A 17430-nucleotide genomic window follows, 5' to 3' on the forward strand; every position below is an offset into this window, starting at 1 on the left:
GCGCGGGCGGCCGGCCGGGCGGCGCGGGGAGCGTCCCCGCGGCCGAGTCCCGCCCCGCCGCCCGGGCGCGGGGACCGCGACCCCCCGGGCCCGGGGACCGAGCGTGTCCCCGTGCCCGGGTCCGGGGCGGTCACCGTGCCAGGCGCGCCGTCCGGGGCGGGGACGGGCCGGTCGGGGCCGGCGGCGCGGGCACAATGGGACGGTGAACGAGCCCATACCCGTAAGCCGAGCCGTCGACCACGGGTTCGCCAAGCTGATGCCCGACGTCGACCGGGAGCGGGCCTGGCTGCTGACCGTCGACGGGGCACCGCAGTCGTACGTCGACCTGGACGAGCCGACGCACCTGGAGTTCGAGTACGCGCGCCGGCTCGGGCACGTCCTGGACACCGTCACCCGGGCCGGGCGTCCGCTGGACGCGCTGCACCTGGGCGGAGGCGCGTTCACCCTGCCCCGCTACCTGGCCGCGACGAGGCCCGGATCCCGGCAGGACGTCGTCGAGGCCGACCGGGGTCTGCTGGACCTGGTCGGCGAGCATCTGCCGCTCCCGGACGGCGCGGGCGTCACCCTGCACGCCGCCGACGCCCGCCGCTGGCTGGAGGCCGCCCCCGACGACTCGGCCGACGTCCTGGTCGCCGATGTCTTCGGCGGCTCCCGCGTCCCCGCGCATCTCACGTCCCTCGGCTACGCCCGCGAGGCCGGGCGGGTCCTGCGTGAGGGCGGTGTCTACCTGGCCAACCTCGCCGACGCCGCTCCGTTCGCCTTCCTGCGCTCCCAACTCGCCACCTTCGCGGCGGTGTTCCCGGAACTCGCGCTGATCGCCGAGCCGGGCGTGCTGCGCGGCCGCCGCTTCGGGAACGCGGTGCTCGTCGCCGCGCGGCACCCGCTCGACACCGCCGCCCTGGCCCGCCGGACCGCCGCCGACGCCTTTCCGGCGCGCGTCGAACACGGGGCGGCGCTGCGCGACTTCATGGGCGACGCGCGCCCGGTACGGGACGAGGACGCCGTACCTTCGCCCGTACCCCCTGACGGCGCTTTCGGTATCGGCTGAAGAACCGGCGGAAAAGCGGGATGCACAGAATGGCGCGATGCGCAAAAGGAGGAGCGCGGAACAGGGTTGACACCCCCTGATTTCCCCTCGTATTCGGCTGTCGGACCGGGGTGCGGAAATGCCGCCGTCGCGCCCGGAAGTTCTGGCGACGGTAGTATGACCCCCATCGGAGGGAGGGGATCCAGCGCTCTTCGGCGCCTCGGATGACGGTCTTGACGACGGTCTTGGAGGAACCATGGCTGCGGAGATCTCGCCGCTGATCAAGCCCTCCCGCCTCAGACGTCGGGAAGGTCTGTGGGGCGAATGCCTGGCCGAGTTCCTGGGGACCCTTGTCCTCATCGCCTTCGGCTGCGGCGTGGTGGCCATGACGGTCGCGGCACTGCCGGGATCGGGCCGTACGTCGGGGCCGACGACGTTCTTCTGGGGAGCCGGGGACTGGCTGCTGATCACCTGGGGCTGGGCGTTCGCGGTCGTCTTCGGGGTGTACGTGGCCGGCGGGGTGAGCGGAGCACACCTCAATCCGGCGGTGACGCTGGCGTTCGCGGTGCGGCGCAGGTTCGCCTGGGTCAAGGTCGCGCCGTACATGCTGTCGCAACTGATCGGCGCGTTCACGGGGGCCGCACTCGTGTACGCGGTCTACCACGACGCGATCAACACGTTCGACGGGGCGATGAAGGGCCCGAAGACCAACGGGCACACGCTCGCGTCGTTCTCCATTTTCGGGACGTTTCCCGCGCCGTATTTCCACGGCGGAATCTGGGGTCCGCTGATCGACCAGATCGTGGGCACGGCTTTCCTGGTGATGCTGATCGTCGCCGTCATCGATCTGCGCAATACCGCGGTGAGAGCGAATCTGGGTCCGCTGATCGTCGGATTCGTCGTCGCGGCGATCGGCATGTCCTACGGGGCGAACGCCGGATACGCCATCAACCCGGCCCGTGACCTCGGTCCCCGCCTGTTCACCTGGGCCGCGGGGTGGGGGGATCTGGCGATGCCGGGGACCCTGGCGGGGTCGTTCAGCGGCTACTTCTGGATTCCGATCGTCGGCCCCCTGGTCGGCGGTGTGATCGGGGTGCTGGTCTACGACCTGTTCATCGGCGACGTCCTGCACCTGCGCGCCCGGGAGGGCGCCGAGCTCGAGGTCGGCCCCGCGCACGACCAGTAGAACGTCGGCCCCGCGCACGACCAGGAGAGCAGGGGCGGCGAACAGCCGCACGGCCGGGCGGCCTTGCCCGGACCGGCGGGTGAACCGCGGGCGCGGGCAGGCGCCGTGACGTCACCCGTCGGCCGTGGGCGTGGAACACCGGGGCCGCGGCCGAGCCTTGCCGGTCAGCTGCGGGTCGGGTCCCCGTGCAGCCGGACCGTGCTGAGGATCTTCATGATGGTCGCCTTCGGGACCTCCTTGTCGACGCCCGTGGCCCCGTACAGGTTCCAGGAGACGAAGTCGTCGGCGGAGTTCTTGAACCCGAACGTGATCGCCTTGCCGTCGCTGGCGCACTTGCCCTTCTGGGGCGTCTTGGCGGACTGTGCCCAGGCGTAACTGCCCTGGACGCCGGAAGTGGTCGTGTAGGGCGTGGCCTTCTTGTCGAACGTGATCGACTTCTTGTCCGGCTGGGTGTAGCCGCCGTACACCCACCACGCCGGGGTGTTGACCGCCACCTCGTCGGTGCTCTTGGCTCCGCCGCCGCCCTTGGTGCCCACCACGGCCAGCGGGGTGTCCTCGGTCCGGCCGTCCTTGTCGTCGTCGGACGTGCACCACTTCGACTGGTACTCGGCCGTCCCGGACATGATGATGATCGGCTTGCCGTCGTCCGAGTTGTCCTCCTCGAAACCGATGCTCAGACCGGGGGACTGGACCTCCCAGTCGGCCGGCACGTCGAAGGCGATGCCCCACTTGGGGTTCACCACGACCTTCCAGCCCGCCACCGTCGGCTTCTCGGTCTCGTTGCCGCGCGGGTTGTCGTCCGCACCGGACGCCGTGGCGCTCGGGTCGCCGGGCGTCGTGGACGCGGAAGCGCTGGGCTTCTTGTCCTTGCCGTAGACCTCGACCTCGTCCTTGTCCTTGCCCAGGACCAGGTAGCCGGTGACGCCGGCCGCCACGACGACGGCCGTCGCGGCCAGGATCGCGACCAGCTTGGTCCGGTTGCCGCCACCGCCGCCGCCCGGCTGCGGCTGGGGCGCGCCGGCGGGTATGGGCTGACCCCACTGGGGCTGCTGCTCATACGGGTTGGGCTGCTGATAGCCGGGCTGCTGATACGGATTCGGCTGCTGGTACCCCGGCTGCTGGTACGGGTTGTTCTGTCCCTGCGGGTTCTGTCCCTGAGGGTTCTGTCCCTGCGGGTTCTGCTCGCCCCCGGGCGGCTGCTGTCCTGGCCACATGGCGAGCAACCCTAGTGCCGCCGGGGACACGAATCGGTCACCGCCCTTTGTCAGGCACGTACCGATGCCGGAGCCCCGGATCTGGCCAGCGAAGACTACCCATGGGTAACATCTGGCTCATGAGCGCAGACCAGATGTCGATCGGCGAGATGCTCGCCGCCACGGTTCCCATGGTTCGGACCCTGAACCTGGAGTACCTGGAGACCACCCCGGAGCGGGCCGTCCTCGCCCTCCCGGACCAGAGCGAGTACCGCAACCACGTCGGTGGGCCGCACGCCGGAGCGATGTTCACTCTCGGCGAGTCGGCCAGCGGCGCGATCGTCCTGGCGGCCTTCGGGGACCAGCTCGACCGCGCCGTGCCGCTGCCGGTCAACGCCCAGATCGCCTTCAAGAAGATCGCGCTCGGCCCGGTGCGGGCCACGGCCACGCTCGGCCGCCCGATCGCGGAGGTCGTCGCCGAACTCGACGAGGGCAAGCGTCCGGAATTCCCCGTCACCGTCGCCATCCAGCGCGAGGACGGCGCCGTGACCACGGAGATGACGGTCCTGTGGACCCTGCGCCCCAACAGCTGAACACCGGCCCGTTCGGCTGACCCGGTAGGCTTCCCGGCGTGCGCCCTTCCCGGCGCGCGCCGGGAGACACGGGACACAACGGGAGGAAGCCGCGGTGCACGTCCAGGAATGGCTCGACACGGTGCCCGCCGGTGCCGTCTACGCCGTGGTGGCCCTCGTCATCGGAGTGGAGAGCCTGGGCATCCCGCTGCCGGGGGAGATCGTCCTGGTGTCGGCGGCCCTGCTGTCCTCGCAGCACGGGGGAGTCAACCCCTTCGTGCTCGGCGCCTGCGCGGTCGCCGGTGCGGTGATCGGCGACTCCATCGGCTACGCCATCGGCCGCAAGGGCGGACGGCCCCTGCTGGCCTGGCTCGGCAACAAGTTCCCCCGGCACTTCGGCGAGGCGCACATCGCCACCGCCGAGCGGTCCTTCGAGAAGTGGGGCATGTGGGCCGTCTTCTTCGGCCGCTTCGTCGCCCTGCTGCGCATCTTCGCCGGCCCGCTCGCGGGCGTGCTGCGGATGCCGTACTGGAAGTTCCTCGTCGCCAACGTGCTCGGCGGGATCGCCTGGGCTGGTGGCACGACGGCGGTCGTCTACTACGTCGGGCTCGTCGCCGAGGACTGGCTCAAGCGGTTCTCGTACCTGGGGCTGGCCGCGGCCGTGCTCGTCGGACTGACGTCGCTGCTGGTGATCAAGCGCCGTGCGAAGAAGACGGCGGCGCGGCAGACGGCGGACGAGCGTGAGGCCGTTCCGGCCGCCGAATAGACGGAGGCCGAGGACTCGCCGAACAGAGGCGGACCGAGAGCTACGGACAGAAGCGGGGCCCGCCGGGCCCCGCTTTCGCCGGGAGCGCCCTCAGCTCCCGTGCACCTCGCGGTGGGCCTTGGCCAGTTCCGCGTACATCGTGCCGTTCAGCGTGATGCCCTGCCGCTCCTCCTCGGTCAGCACCCGCCGGACCTTCGCGGGGACGCCCGCGACCAGGGAGCCCGGCGGCACCTGCATCCCCTGAGGCACCAGGGCCTGCGCCGCGACCAGCGAGCCGGCACCGATCACCGCGCCGTTCAGCACCGTCGCGCCCATGCCGATCAGACAGTCGTCGCCGACCGTCGCCCCGTGCACGACGGCGTTGTGCCCGACGGACACCCGCTCGCCCACCGACACGGGGAAGCCGGGGTCGGCGTGCAGGGTGCAGTTGTCCTGGATGTTGCTGTCCGCGCCGACCGAGATCCGCTCCACGTCGCCGCGCAGCACCGCCCCGTACCAGACGCTCGCCCCGGCCTCCAGTGTCACGTCGCCGATCACCGTGGACGTGGGGGCCGTGAAGGCCTCCGCGTCCACCCTCGGTTCCCTGCCGCCGATGCCTGTGATCAGCGCCCTGTGCGTCATCGCCGTCTCCTCGTGTCCGTCGTACACCGGCACCGTACGCCACCGGTGGGGTGAAGATCACAGGGCGCGGACGCCATGGGCTCGGCAGGCGCCGACTACGGTGAGCGGGTGCCGAAGCGCAAGAACACGTTCTCATCCTGGTGGCGCCGCGTCGCGCAGCGGGCCGTCCACGCCGGCTGGGCCTGGGCGCAGCGCGCGGGCTCCGTCAGCGCCGAACACCCGGGGCGTTTCCGCTTCGGCTCGATCGGCCCGGCCACCCGGCTCGCCTTCCCGCTCGGCACCGTGTTCGGCGAGCCGTGGATCCATCTCGGCTCCCACTGCATCGTCGCCGAACAGGTCACCCTCACCGCGGGCCTGATGCCCGACCTCGATCTGGGCCCGGACCCGATCCTGCGCATCGGCGACGGCGTCGTGCTCGGCCGCGGCAGCCATGTCATCGCCGACACGACGGTCACCATCGGCAGCGACTGCTACTTCGGGCCGTACGTCTACGTGACCTCCACCAACCACTCCTACGACGACCCGCACGAGCCCATCGGCAAGCAGTGGCCCCGGATGGAGCCGGTGGAGATCGGACCGGGCTGCTGGATAGGCACCGGGGCGGTGATCCTGCCGGGTGCCCGGATCGGACGCAACGTCGTGGTGGCCGCGGGCGCGGTCGTCCGGGGGACCGTGCCCGACCACGCCGTGGTGGCCGGGGCGCCCGCCCGGGTCGTACGGCGCTGGACGCCGGCCGAGGGCTGGCAGCCGCCGCTGCGCACGCCCGCGCCGGTGCCGGTCCCGGACGGGGTCACTTCCGACCAGCTGGTGGCGTTGTCGGGCCTCGACGAGGAGACGGTGGCGAAACTGGCCCGGCTGGAGCCCTGAGCCCTTTCAGGGCGGGGGAGCGGGGAGCGCGGTGCCGCACGAGGCTCAGCCGGTCGCCAGCAGCAGCGTGCCCACCAGGGCCAGACCCGCGCCCGCCGCCTGGACGGCGCGCAGCCGTTCCCTGAGGAAGCCGCGCGCGGCCAGCGCGGTCACCACCGGGTAGAGCGAGGCGAGCACGGCGGCGATCGTGATCGGCCCGTGCTGGGCGGCCACGGAGTACGTGCCGTTGGCCGCGACGTCGGCGAGGCCGACGAAGGCGAGCGCCGGGAGCGAGGCCCAGGGGAAGCCGCTCGCCGGAAGAGCCGGGCCGCCACGGCGCACGGAGGCGTACAGCGCGGCGCCGCCCACGGCCACGTTCGTCAGCCGTTGTACGAACAGGGCCAGGAACAGGCCGGTGACCGTGGTCGACGCCTCGGCGATCAGCGCGAAGACCGTGCCGAAACCGAGCGCGGCGACCAGCGTCAGCAGGATCGCCCGGCGCTGCACACCGGCGCCCTTGAGCTGCGGCCCGCCCGCGAGCACGACCCCGGTGACGGCGACGGCGATCCCCGCGGCCTGCGTCAGCCCGGGGCGCTCGCCGAGGCAGAGCCCCACGCCGACGGGGACGGCGACGCTCAGGGTGGCCAGCGGGGAGACGACTCCCATCGGGCCCAGGGCGAGCGCCTTGTAGAAGGACAGCAGCGCGACCGGGCCGACCAGACCGGCGGCGAACGCGAACCACAGCTGTGGTCCGGCCTCGCTCCAGCCTCCGGTGGCCGCCACGATCGTGCCGAGCACGACCGCGGCGATCCCCTGGGAGACCACGACGACGGACAGCGCCGGGATCCGCCGGGTCAGCACCCCGCCGCCGAAGTCGGCCAAGCCCCACAGCAGGCTGGTGGCCAGGGCGAAGAGTGCTGTCACAGGGTGCCTCGCAGTACAGTTCGGTGAACGATCGGGTGCACCACACAGTAGTTCAATGAGGTGAACCCTGTCATTCAACATACTGAACCCCGGGTGCTCTCCGGATATCCGGTCACACCAGATATTGGACGGAACGTGTCGGATCTCGACCTGCTGACCCAGTCCCTGGCGCGCAACGTCAAGCGCTGGCGCACCGACCGCGGCTTCACCCTGGACGCGCTCGCCGCGCGGGCCGGCGTCAGCCGCGGCATGCTCATCCAGATCGAGCAGGCCCGCACCAACCCCAGCATCGGCACGGTCGTCAAGATCGGCGACGCCCTCGGCATCAGCATCACCACCCTGCTCGACTACGAACAGGGCCCGAAGGTGCGCGTCGTCCCCGCCGAGCAGGCCGTACGGCTGTGGCACACGGACGCGGGCAGCTACAACCGGCTGCTCGCGGGAGCCGAGGCCCCCGGACCGGTGGAGATGTGGGACTGGCGGCTGATGCCCGGTGAGAGCAGCCCCTCCGACCCGCATCCCGTCGGCACGGTCGAGCTCGTCCATGTCACGGCGGGGGAACTGACCCTCACCGTCGACGGCGTGGACCATGTCGTGCCGACCGGCGCGAGCGCGTCCTTCGAGGCCGACAGCCCGCACACGTACGGCAACCGGGGCGACGTCCCGATGGAGATGGTGATGGCGGTCTCCGTCCCGCCCGTGCGCTGAGACGCCCCCGGGACCACCGCCGGACGGCTGTTACCGTGCGGCCATGCGCGCACCCATCGGAGACTTCGACCACGCCACCCCCGCCCCCGACTGCCTCGACGAGCTCACCGGCCCGGTCGCCGACGCCGTACGCCGCTGGAGCGGCACCGTCCCCGCCGACGAGATCCTCTACGTCGAGACCGACCCGCGGTGGGCCGACACCGCCGTCTTCGTGGAGCACTACGGCCGGGACCTGCTGGAGCGGTCCGCGAACTGCGTGGTCGTCGCCGGCAAGCGCGGCAGCGAGACCACCCTGGCCGCGTGCGTGGTCCTGTCCACCACCCGCGTCGACGTCAACGGCGTGGTGCGCCGGCAACTCGGTGCCCGCAAGGCCTCGTTCGCGCCCATGGACACGGCGACGGGGGAGACCGGCATGGAGTACGGCGGGATCACCCCGATCGGGCTGCCCGCCGACTGGCCGGTGCTGGTGGACTCGGCGGTCGTCGACGTGCCGTACGTCCTGGTCGGCAGCGGCCGCAGGCGCGGCAAACTGCTGGTGCCCGGCAAGGCGTTCGCGCAACTGCCGGGCGCGGTCGTGCTGGAGGGGCTGGGACAGGTCCTGGGCGCGGCCTGAGGTCATGCCTGCGCGTGAAGGTCATGCCTGCGCGTGAAGGTCACGCCTGCGCGTGATGGGCCAGCACGAGATGCGGGTCGGCCTGGCCCGCGACCGGCGCCGGATCGGCGTGCACCAGGGCCGCGGTGAGCCGGGGCACGGCGTGCAGCAGGGCGTGCTCGGCGTCCACGGCGATCGCGTGCGCCTGCCGCACGGTCGCCTCGCCGTCCACCACCACGGCCACCTCGGCGCGCAGCCGGTGCCCGATCCAGCGCAGCCGCAGCTCGCCGACCCCGCGCACCCCCTCGACCGCCGACAGCGCCCGCTCGGCCCGGTCCACCAGGGCCGGGTCCACTGCGTCCATCACCCGCCGGAACACCTCACGCGCCGCGTCCCGCAGCATCAGCGCGATCGCGGCCGTGATCGCCAGCCCGACCACCGGGTCGGCCGCCTGCCAGCCGAGCGCCGAGCCGCCGGCGCCGGCCAGCACCGCCAGTGAGGTGAAACCATCGGTACGGGCGTGCAGCCCGTCGGCGACCAGCGCGGCCGAACCGATCGAGCGGCCGACCCGGATCCGGTGCCGGGCCACCCACTCGTTGCCCGCGAAGCCGGCCAGAGCGGCCAGGGCGACCGCCGGGAGGTGCTCGACGGGCCGCGGGGACAGCAGCCGCTCGAACGCCGTCCAGCCCGCGAAGGCCGCCGACGCGCCGATCGTCAGCACGATCACCAGGCCCGCCAGGTCCTCGGCGCGGCCGTAGCCGTAGGTGAAGCGGCGGGTCGCGGCCCGTCGGCCCAGCACGAAGGCGATGCCGAGCGGTACGGCGGTCAGCGCGTCCGCGGCGTTGTGCACCGTGTCGCCGAGCAGCGCCACCGACCCGGAGAGCACCACGACCGCCGCCTGCACCACCGCCGTCCCCGCGAGCACGGCCAGCGACACCCACAGCGCGCGCAGCCCCCGGGCCGAGGACTCCAGGGCGGGGTCGAGCCGGTCGGCTGTCTCGTGGGAGTGGGGCGTCAGGAGATGGGAGAGGCGGTGCCGCAGCCGGCCGGCCGGACGGGCCCGCTCGGGGCCGGGGAGGTGCTCCCGGTGGTGGGGGTGTCCGTGGTCATGACGGGCCGTCCCCCGGTCCTGACGGCGGGCGGGGCCGGACCCGTGCCCGTCGTGGCGGGCAGGACCGGTCCCGTGCCCGCCGTGATGCACATGACCACGACCGTGGCCGTGCCCGTGGTCCTGCTCAAGTTCCTTGTCGTGACGGTCGCTCACGGCGGTCCCCTTCCGGTGCGCCGGGCGCAGGTGCGCGGGAGTGGACGCGACCCCGCCCTCGACGCCATTATGTGCGCATGAGCGCACACATGCACCTGTCGTCTGCGCATCACGGTCATCCGCGTACCCCCGGCGAGGACCATTTCGCCCTCGCGGCCGAGATCCTCGCCCTGCTCGGCGACCGCACCCGCCTCACCCTGCTGCACGCGCTGGCGGCCGGGGAGGCGGACGTCACCACGCTCACGGAGGCGTGCGGCGCGGCGCGGCCGGCCGTGAGCCAGCATCTGGCACGGCTGCGGCTCGCCGGACTGGTGAGCACCCGCAAGGAGGGCCGCCGGGTCGTCTACGCGCTGCGCGACGGCCATCTGCGCCGCCTGCTGGACGAGGCGCTCGACGTGGCCGACCACCGGCTCCGCGACCAGCCCGTGCACGACTGACCCACGGCCGGCGCAGCGGCCCTTCCGGAGGGAGCGGCGCTCAGCCCAGCCGCGGGATCTCGATCGCCGGGCAGTGGTCCATCACCATCTCCAGGCCCGCGGCCCGGGTGCGGTCGTACGCCTCCTCGTCGACGACGCCGAGCTGGAACCAGACCGCCCGCGCCCCCTTGGCGACCGCCTCGTCGGCGACCGCCCCGGCGAGGTGGCCGTTGACGAACACATCGACCACGTCCACGTCGAAGGGGATGTCCGCGAGCGACGCGTAGCCGCGCTCGCCGTGCACGGTCTCCGCCTTGGGATGCACGGGGACGACACGCTTGCCGAAGCGCTGGAGCACCTCGGCGACGCCGTACGCGGCGCGGCCGCGGTTGGACGACAGGCCCACCACGGCCCAGGTGTCACCGAGCTCGGTGAGTATCTTGCGGATCGTTGCCTCGTCGCCGTACACCGGCGGCCTCCTCGACACAGACGGGGAAAAGAGCTCTCCCGGGGACAACAGCACGGTACGCGGTGGGATTCCGGCGGCCGTGTCCCGCCCGCGGCACCGGTTCGATGTCCTGATTCCGCGCAGCCTGTCTGCGCGAGGGCCTCCACCCGCCTACGCTCACCTCGTGCTCCGCATCATCGACGCCCGTATTGGCGAACTCGTCGACGCCGCCCCGGTCCGCCGGGGCCTGACCCGGGTCGAGGCGCACGTGCCCGGGTTCGACATCACCGCCCTGCGCCTGCTGCTCGTCACCGACCTGCTCGTACGCGCCCTCGAACTCGGCGGTACGCCGGTGTGGGCGCTGCTGACCGCACCGCGCGAGGCGGCCGAGCTGCGCGCGGGCGCCGCGGCCCTCGGGGTGCGGCCCTTCGAGGACGCGCGGGACATCGGGACCGGACTGGGCGAGGCCCAGGTCCTCCACGTGGTGGGCACGGGCGGCGCCGTGCCCGACGGCGTCCGGGTCGAGGTCGCGCCCGTCCTCCCCGAAGGGGCGGGGGTCCCGCAGGGCACCGACCCGACCGTGTTGCGGCTGGCGCTGCTCGGCCATCCGCGCGGCGCGCCCCTCCGGCTCGGACCGGCCGCCCTGACGGACGCCGAGCGCACCCTGGGGCGCTGGCGCCGCGCGGTCGCGGGCTGGGCCACCCGCCCCTCCCGGCCGGTCCCCGACGAGGTGCGCGTACGGCTGCGCACCGCCTGGGAGGACGACCTGGACGTGCCCGAGGTCCTGAACGTGCTGCGCTGGGTGGAGGAGGCCGGGCCGGACCTGCCGGACGGCGCCCGCTTCGAGACGTACGCCTATGCCGACCGGCTGCTGGGCCTGGAGCTCACCCGCGACCTGGGAACCCTGGTATGACCGCGCGCGCCGGGGCGGGACCGCTGCGCCGCCTGGTCGTGCTGCGGCACGCCAAGTCCGCCTGGCCGGAGGGCGTGCCCGACCACCGGCGGCCGCTCGCGCCGCGCGGCCGCCGGGACGCCCCGGCCGCGGGCCGGGCCCTCGCCGAGGCCGACTTCCTGCCCGACCTCGCCCTGTGCTCGCCCGCCCTGCGTGCCCGGCAGACCTGGGACCTGGCCGCCGCCGAGTGGGGTACCCCGCCGCCGGTGCGCTACGAACCGCGGCTGTACGGGGCCGATGCGACGGAACTGCTGGACGTGGTGCGCGAGACACCGCCCGAGATCGAGACACTGCTGCTGATCGGCCACAATCCCGGCCTGGAGGAACTCGTCCTCGACCTGGCCGACGACGGCCTCGACGGTGCGCTCGACGAGGTCCGGGCGAAGTTCCCGACCTCGGCGATCGCGGTCCTCGCCTGGTACGGGAGCACCTGGCGGGCGCTCGCCCCGGGCTCGGCGCTGCTGACGTCGATGACGGTGCCGAGGGGCCGGCGGCTGAGCTAGCGCTTCCCCGGTGATCCGGCCTCAGCCCACATGGACGTACGGCCTGCGCTGCGGGGACTGTTCCGCGCGGCGCAGCACCTCCCGGGTGACCGGCGCGACCTCGCCGTCGCCGAAGACCAGGAACCGGATCAGATGGCTGACGGGGTTGCCCTCCGTCCAGCTGAAGTAGGCGTGCGGCACCTCGCCGGTGCGGTCGCGCAGGGCCAGCAGCACCGCCGCGATGGTGTTGGGCACGGTCGGGCCCTGCGCCCGCAGCCGCCGTACGCCGTGCATCTCGTCGCCGCGCACGGTGACGTCGGCGCTGAAGTCCGAGGAGTCCCGCACGAACACCTCCAGGAACAGCACCGGGCCGCCCTTCGGGATGGGGGTGTGGCCGCGCTGCGCGTGCTCCTTGGCCCGGTACTCCCGCCGGGTGTGCTCCACCGGTTCGTTCGCGATCAGCCGCAGCGGGCCGGCCCGGGCCGCCCCGTCGACGATCCGCCGCGCGGGCTCGTCGAGGACGACCTCGGCGACACGCAGTTCGAAGGCACGGTGCACCCGCGAGACGAACGAGGTCACCAGGATCGCCACGATGAAGATCGCCGCGATCTTGATGCCGTCCGGCCGCTCGATCACGTTCGCCACCAGCGTGTACGCGAACACGGCGGTGATCGCGCCGAACCCGAGCGCGGCACGGCGGCGGCCACGCCGGTGCACGGCGACCGTGGAGGCGAACGCCGCCGACAGCATCAGCACCAGCACACCGGTCGCGTACGCGCCGCTCTGCCGGTCCACGTTCGCGTCGAACCACAGGGTGATGAGCACCGCCGCCGTCATGTAGACCAGCACCAGCGGACGCACCGCACGCGTCCACTCGGGGGCCATGCCGTAGCGCGGCAGATAGCGCGGTACGAGGTTCAGCAGCCCGGCCAGCGCGGAGGCGCCCGCGAACCACAGGATCGTGATCGTCGAGACGTCGTACACCGTGCCGAACACCTGGCCGAGATGCTCGTGAGCGAGATAGGCCAGCGCACGGCCGTTGGCCTTGCCGCCGTTCTTGAACTCCGACTGCGGAATGAGGATCGTCGTGGCCAGGCTGGACAGCAGCAGGAAGCAGCTCATGATCAGCGCGGCCGTGGTGAGCAGCCGGCGGGTGCCGTGGATACGGCCCGCCGGGTTCTCGTACGTATCCGTCGGAGCGCCCCTGACCTGCGGCATCACGGCCACACCTGTCTCGAAGCCGGACATGCCGAGGGCCAGCTTCGGGAAGACCAGCAGCGCCAGGCCGACCATCATCAGGGGCGAGGAGTGCTGCGCGCTCAGCGCGTCGATCCAGTCGTGGATGCGCACCGGTTCGGTGAACACCTCCCACGCGGAGACGCCGAGCACCACCAGATTCAGGGTCAGATACGTCGCCACCAGCACCACCGCGATGCCGATCGCCTCCCGGAAACCCTTCAGGAACACCCCGCCCAGCAGACCCACCAGCACCAGAGTGATCCACAGGTTCTCGCCCTGGAGCCACGGCGGCGCGAACGGGTTCTCCACCACGTGCGCGGCGGCGTCCGCCGCCGACAGCGTGATGGTGATGATGAAGTCGGTCGCCGCGAAGCCCAGCAGCACCAGCACGAAGATCTTCCCCGACCACCACGACAGCAGCCGCTCCAGCATGGCGATCGACCCCTCGCCGTGCGGGCTCTCGCGCGCCACCCGGCGGTAGACCGGCAGCGCGCCGAACAGGGTCAGCGCGATCAGCACCATGGTCGCGAGCGGGGACAGCAGACCGGCGGCGAGCGCCGCGATGCCCGGCTGGTAGCCGAGCGTGGAGAAGTAGTCGACACCGGTCAGGCACATCACCCGCCACCACCGGTGGCCCTCCTGCCCGGCCCGCGCCTTCGCGTGCGGGCCGGGGTGCCGCGCGGTCTGCTCGCTCAGGCCCTCCAGCAGCCAGGCCCGCCAGCGGGCCTGGCGCGCGGTGCCGCCCGACGCGGTGGGGCTCGACGGGGTGGCCCCGGCACCGCCGGTGCTCCCCACGTGCGTGCCGGTCATGCCGGTGTCTCCCGTCTTGCGGACCTCCCCACATCGTCGCCCGCACCCGCGACGCGGGCGACCGCACGGGCGACCGTACGAGCGGCCGTACGAGCGCTCTCCCGGGCTCCGTCTAGGCTGGCCGGATGCAGGACCAGTACCGCACCGTCGCCCACCCGGGTGTGCACGAGACCGAGGTCAACCGTTCCCGCTTCCTGTGCGCGCTCGCCCCGGCGGCCACCGAGCAGGAGGCGCAGGACTTCGTGGCCGCCGTCCGCAGGGAGCACGCCGACGCCACGCACAACTGCTGGGCCTACGTCATCGGAGCCGACGCCTCCGTCCAGAAGGCCAGCGACGACGGCGAGCCGGGCGGCACGGCCGGGGTCCCCATGCTCCAGATGCTGCTGCGCCGCGACATGCGGTACGTCGTCGCCGTCGTCACCCGCTACTACGGCGGCGTCAAGCTCGGCGCGGGCGGCCTGATCCGGGCGTACGGAGGCGCCGTAGGCGAGGCCCTGGACGCGCTCGGCACCCTGACCCGGCGCCGCTTCCGGGTGGCCACGGTGACCGTCGACCACCAGCGCGCGGGCAAGGTCCAGAACGACCTGCGCTCGACCGGGCGGGAGGTACGGGACGTGCGGTACGGGGAGGCGGTCACCATCGAGATCGGGCTGCCGGACGCGGACGTGCCGGCCTTCCGGGGATGGCTCGCGGACGTGACGGCCGGCACCGCCGGGTTCGAACTGGGCGGCGAGGCGTACGGGGACGCCTGAGGGCTGAGGGCTGAGGCCTGAGGGCTGAGGGCTGAGGGCCGTCGTCCGACGTCGGACGGCTGGCGCTCCGGTGGTGCCGGGACGTATCTCGTTGCTCACCTCGGCGGCGGCCTCCACCATCCCAATGCGGATATATCGGGCAATTGACTGTCGTGCGGGTGTGACGGACCGGGATCCGTGGGGGATCGGTTGCCGAAAAGCGTTAGCGTGGTGGACGCCGAACGGAGGGTCCATGCCGGTTCGGCCCGAGTGCGCGCCGGTGCCTTCCGCCGCGTGCCCGCGGGTATCGGTCCAGAAGGCGCAGGTGGGGGAGACGTGCAGGTCGGAGCGGTTTCTTGAGGTTGCTGCACACGTCCGACTGGCATCTGGGCCGGTCGTTCCACCGGGTCGGCATGCTCGGCGCCCAGGCCGACTTCATCGGTCACCTCGTCACGACCGTGCGTGAACACGCCGTGGACGTCGTGGTCGTGTCGGGAGACGTCTACGACCGGGCGGTGCCCCCGCTCGGCGCGGTCGAGCTGTTCGACGACGCCCTGCACCGGCTCGCCGGTCTCGGCGTGCCGACCGTGATGATCTCCGGCAACCACGACTCCGCCCGCCGGCTGGGGGTCGGCGCCGGGCTGATCGACCGCGCCGGCATCCATCTGCGCACCGAACCGTCGGCCTGCGGCACACCGGTGGTGCTGGCCGACCCGCACGGCGACGTGGCCTTCTACGGCCTGCCGTATCTCGAACCCGCCCTGGTCAAGGACGAGTTCGCGGTGCCGAAGCCGGGGCACGAGGCCGTGCTCGCCGCCGCCATGGAGCGGGTCCGCGCCGACCTCGCCGGACGGGCGCCGGGCACCCGCTCCGTCGTCCTCGCCCATGCCTTCGTCACCGGGGGAGAGGTCAGCGACAGCGAGCGGGACATCACCGTCGGCGGAGTGGCCGCCGTGCCCGCCGGGGTCTTCGACGGCGTCGACTACGTGGCCCTGGGCCATCTGCACGGCTGCCAGACGATCACCGAGCGCGTGCGCTACTCCGGCTCCCCGCTGGCGTACTCCTTCTCGGAGGCGGAGCACCGCAAGAGCATGTGGCTCGTCGACCTCGACGCCGGCGGCGCGGTCACCGCCGAGCGCGTCGACTGCCCGGCGCCCCGCGCGCTGGCCCGCATCCGGGGCCCGCTGGAGCAGCTTCTCGCCGACCCCGCGCTCGCCCGGCACGAGGAGGCGTGGGTCGAGGCGACACTCACCGACCCGGTCCGCCCGGCCGACCCCATGGCCCGGCTCGCCGAGCGCTTCCCGCACACCCTCAGCCTCGTCTTCGACCCCGAGCGCGCCCCGGACGACCCCGGTCTGTCGTACGCCGCACGGCTCGCCGACCGCAGCGACCAGCAGATCGCGGAGGACTTCGTGGCGCATGTGCGCGGCGCAGGGCCCGACGAACGGGAACGGGACGTCCTGCGGGACGCGTTCGACGCGGTGCGCGCCGACGACGCCGTGCGGGAGGTGGCCCGGTGAGGCTGCACCGCCTGGACATCACCGCCTTCGGGCCGTTCGGCGGGACGCAGACGGTCGACTTCGACGCGCTGTCCGCCGCCGGTCTCTTCCTGCTGCACGGCCCTACCGGCTCGGGCAAGACCTCCGTCCTGGACGCGGTCTGCTACGCGCTCTACGGCGCCGTCCCCGGCGCCCGCCAGGGCGCCCAGGGCCTGACACTGCGCAGCGACCACGCCGCGGCGGCCGCCCGTACCGAGGTGCGTCTCGAACTGACCGCGGCCGGGCGCCGGTTGGAGATCACCCGGCAGCCGCCCTGGGAGCGCGCCAAGCTGCGCGGCTCGGGCACCACGGTCGACAAGGCCCAGACCTGGCTGCGCGAGTACGACGCCGCCGCCGGCGCCTGGAAGGACCTCAGCCGCTCGCACCAGGAGATCGGCGAGGAGATCACCCAGCTGCTCGGCATGAGCCGCGAGCAGTTCTGCCAGGTCGTCCTGCTGCCGCAGGGCGACTTCGCGCGGTTCCTGCGCGCCGACGCCGAGGCCCGCGGCAAGCTGCTCGGCCGCCTCTTCGACACGCGCCGCTTCGCCGAGGTCGAGAAGCGTCTGACCGACCGCAGGAAGGCCACCGAGGCCCAGGTGCGCGAGGGCGACGCCGCGTTGCTCGCGGACGCCCACCGGATGCAGCAGGCGGCGGGCGGCGCCCTGGAGCTGCCCGAACTGACCCCCGGGCAGCCGGGGTTGGCCGACGCCGTGCTGAACGCCGCCGCCGTCGCCCGCAGTACCGCCCGCGAGGAACTGACCGTCGCGCAATGCCGCCTCGCCGCCACCGAGAGCGCGCAGCATGCCGCCGAGCGCGCACTGTCCGACGTACGCGAAGTGGCCCGGTTGCAGCAGCGGTTCGCCCAGGCGCGGCAGCGGGCCGCGCTCCTGGCGGAGCGGGGCGACACGCACCGGGCGGAGCAGTCCCGGATGGAGCGCGGCCGCAAGGCCGAGGCGGTCGCCCCGGCACTGGAGCTGCGCGAGGCCGTCGACGCCGAGCACCGCAGGGCGTCCGCCGCCGAGACGCACGCCCGCGCCCAGCTGCCCGGCACCTTCGCGGACGCGGGCGCGGCCGGACTCGCGGCCGCCGCGCCCCGGGCCGCCGCGGTGGTCGGC

19 protein-coding genes are annotated in these 17430 nt (G+C 73.1%); 13 read left to right on the plus strand and 6 right to left on the minus strand.

Features of this window, described 5'->3' with window-relative positions; genetic code table 11:
• The first annotated feature begins 202 nt into the window (after window positions 1-202).
• Window positions 203-1048 (plus strand): spermidine synthase, encoded by an 846-nt coding sequence (locus tag ABT085_RS29335; protein WP_351614352.1) that lies wholly within the window; start codon window positions 203-205, stop codon window positions 1046-1048.
• 235 nt (window positions 1049-1283) lie between these two features.
• Window positions 1284-2213 carry an MIP/aquaporin family protein gene (locus tag ABT085_RS29340; protein WP_351614355.1) on the plus strand — a complete coding sequence of 310 codons (930 nt, stop codon included), beginning with the start codon at window positions 1284-1286 and terminating at the stop codon, window positions 2211-2213.
• A 164-nt stretch (window positions 2214-2377) separates the two neighbouring features.
• Here the strand turns inward: ABT085_RS29340 and ABT085_RS29345 are convergent, their stop codons facing one another.
• Window positions 2378-3427 carry a DUF8017 domain-containing protein gene (locus ABT085_RS29345; RefSeq protein WP_351614356.1) on the minus strand — a complete coding sequence of 350 codons (1050 nt, stop codon included), beginning with the start codon at window positions 3425-3427 and terminating at the stop codon, window positions 2378-2380.
• A gap of 134 nt (window positions 3428-3561) precedes the next feature.
• On the opposite strand from ABT085_RS29345, the gene ABT085_RS29350 reads away from it, so the two are divergent.
• Both ABT085_RS29350 and ABT085_RS29355 read left to right on the plus strand, forming a co-directional pair.
• Entirely contained in the window at window positions 3562-3999 is a 438-nt protein-coding gene (locus tag ABT085_RS29350; RefSeq protein WP_351614396.1) for a DUF4442 domain-containing protein, read from the plus strand.
• A 94-nt stretch (window positions 4000-4093) separates the two neighbouring features.
• Window positions 4094-4744 carry a DedA family protein gene (locus ABT085_RS29355; RefSeq protein WP_351614358.1) on the plus strand — a complete coding sequence of 217 codons (651 nt, stop codon included), beginning with the start codon at window positions 4094-4096 and terminating at the stop codon, window positions 4742-4744.
• 90 nt (window positions 4745-4834) lie between these two features.
• Here the strand turns inward: ABT085_RS29355 and ABT085_RS29360 are convergent, their stop codons facing one another.
• The gene (locus tag ABT085_RS29360) at window positions 4835-5365 is read right to left on the minus strand and encodes a gamma carbonic anhydrase family protein (RefSeq protein ID WP_351614360.1); all 531 of its coding nucleotides are present in this window, start codon (window positions 5363-5365) and stop codon (window positions 4835-4837) included.
• A gap of 75 nt (window positions 5366-5440) precedes the next feature.
• On the opposite strand from ABT085_RS29360, the gene ABT085_RS29365 reads away from it, so the two are divergent.
• On the plus strand, window positions 5441-6232 hold the full coding sequence (locus tag ABT085_RS29365) for an acyltransferase (RefSeq protein WP_351614363.1): 792 nt from the start codon (window positions 5441-5443) through the stop codon (window positions 6230-6232).
• Between the two features lie 45 nt (window positions 6233-6277).
• Here the strand turns inward: ABT085_RS29365 and ABT085_RS29370 are convergent, their stop codons facing one another.
• Complete coding sequence (locus ABT085_RS29370) at window positions 6278-7135, minus strand: EamA family transporter (protein ID WP_351614366.1); 858 nt, start codon at window positions 7133-7135, stop codon at window positions 6278-6280.
• Window positions 7136-7270: 135 nt separating this feature from the next.
• Between ABT085_RS29370 and ABT085_RS29375 the strand changes: the two genes are divergently transcribed.
• Window positions 7271-7843: a helix-turn-helix domain-containing protein gene (locus ABT085_RS29375; protein WP_351614369.1), complete on the plus strand. Its 573-nt coding sequence runs from the start codon at window positions 7271-7273 to the stop codon at window positions 7841-7843.
• 43 nt (window positions 7844-7886) lie between these two features.
• A complete protein-coding gene (locus ABT085_RS29380; protein ID WP_351614372.1) occupies window positions 7887-8456 on the plus strand; it encodes a YbaK/EbsC family protein in 570 nt (189 codons plus the stop codon).
• Window positions 8457-8496: 40 nt separating this feature from the next.
• On the opposite strand, the gene ABT085_RS29385 is transcribed toward ABT085_RS29380, so the two are convergent.
• The gene (locus ABT085_RS29385) at window positions 8497-9699 is read right to left on the minus strand and encodes a cation diffusion facilitator family transporter (protein ID WP_502982830.1); all 1203 of its coding nucleotides are present in this window, start codon (window positions 9697-9699) and stop codon (window positions 8497-8499) included.
• A gap of 77 nt (window positions 9700-9776) precedes the next feature.
• Here ABT085_RS29385 and ABT085_RS29390 point away from each other — a divergent pair, with 77 nt between their 5' ends.
• Window positions 9777-10136, plus strand: a complete 360-nt coding sequence (locus tag ABT085_RS29390; RefSeq protein WP_351614375.1) for an ArsR/SmtB family transcription factor — start codon at window positions 9777-9779, stop codon at window positions 10134-10136.
• Window positions 10137-10176: 40 nt separating this feature from the next.
• On the opposite strand, the gene ABT085_RS29395 is transcribed toward ABT085_RS29390, so the two are convergent.
• A complete protein-coding gene (locus tag ABT085_RS29395; RefSeq protein ID WP_351614378.1) occupies window positions 10177-10584 on the minus strand; it encodes a CoA-binding protein in 408 nt (135 codons plus the stop codon).
• Window positions 10585-10747: 163 nt separating this feature from the next.
• Here ABT085_RS29395 and ABT085_RS29400 point away from each other — a divergent pair, with 163 nt between their 5' ends.
• The gene (locus ABT085_RS29400; RefSeq protein WP_351614380.1) at window positions 10748-11476 is read left to right on the plus strand and encodes a hypothetical protein; all 729 of its coding nucleotides are present in this window, start codon (window positions 10748-10750) and stop codon (window positions 11474-11476) included.
• Window positions 11473-12018, plus strand: a complete 546-nt coding sequence (locus tag ABT085_RS29405) for a SixA phosphatase family protein (protein WP_351614383.1) — start codon at window positions 11473-11475, stop codon at window positions 12016-12018. Before ABT085_RS29400 ends, ABT085_RS29405 begins: the two co-directional genes overlap by 4 nt.
• Window positions 12019-12039: 21 nt before the next feature.
• On the opposite strand, the gene ABT085_RS29410 is transcribed toward ABT085_RS29405, so the two are convergent.
• Window positions 12040-14046: an APC family permease gene (locus ABT085_RS29410; RefSeq protein WP_351614386.1), complete on the minus strand. Its 2007-nt coding sequence runs from the start codon at window positions 14044-14046 to the stop codon at window positions 12040-12042.
• A gap of 125 nt (window positions 14047-14171) precedes the next feature.
• On the opposite strand from ABT085_RS29410, the gene ABT085_RS29415 reads away from it, so the two are divergent.
• From ABT085_RS29415 to ABT085_RS29425, 3 genes are all read left to right on the plus strand, one after another.
• Window positions 14172-14798 carry a YigZ family protein gene (locus ABT085_RS29415; protein WP_351614388.1) on the plus strand — a complete coding sequence of 209 codons (627 nt, stop codon included), beginning with the start codon at window positions 14172-14174 and terminating at the stop codon, window positions 14796-14798.
• 335 nt (window positions 14799-15133) lie between these two features.
• The gene (locus ABT085_RS29420) at window positions 15134-16297 is read left to right on the plus strand and encodes an exonuclease SbcCD subunit D (protein WP_351614390.1); all 1164 of its coding nucleotides are present in this window, start codon (window positions 15134-15136) and stop codon (window positions 16295-16297) included.
• Window positions 16294-17430 (plus strand): AAA family ATPase (locus ABT085_RS29425; RefSeq protein WP_351614393.1); only part of this gene is annotated, 1137 nt, incomplete at its 3' end. The genes ABT085_RS29420 and ABT085_RS29425, both read left to right, overlap by 4 nt.

Origin of the sequence: Streptomyces sp. NPDC002265 (assembly GCF_040296125.1) — a bacterium.
GTDB lineage: Bacteria > Actinomycetota > Actinomycetes > Streptomycetales > Streptomycetaceae > Streptomyces.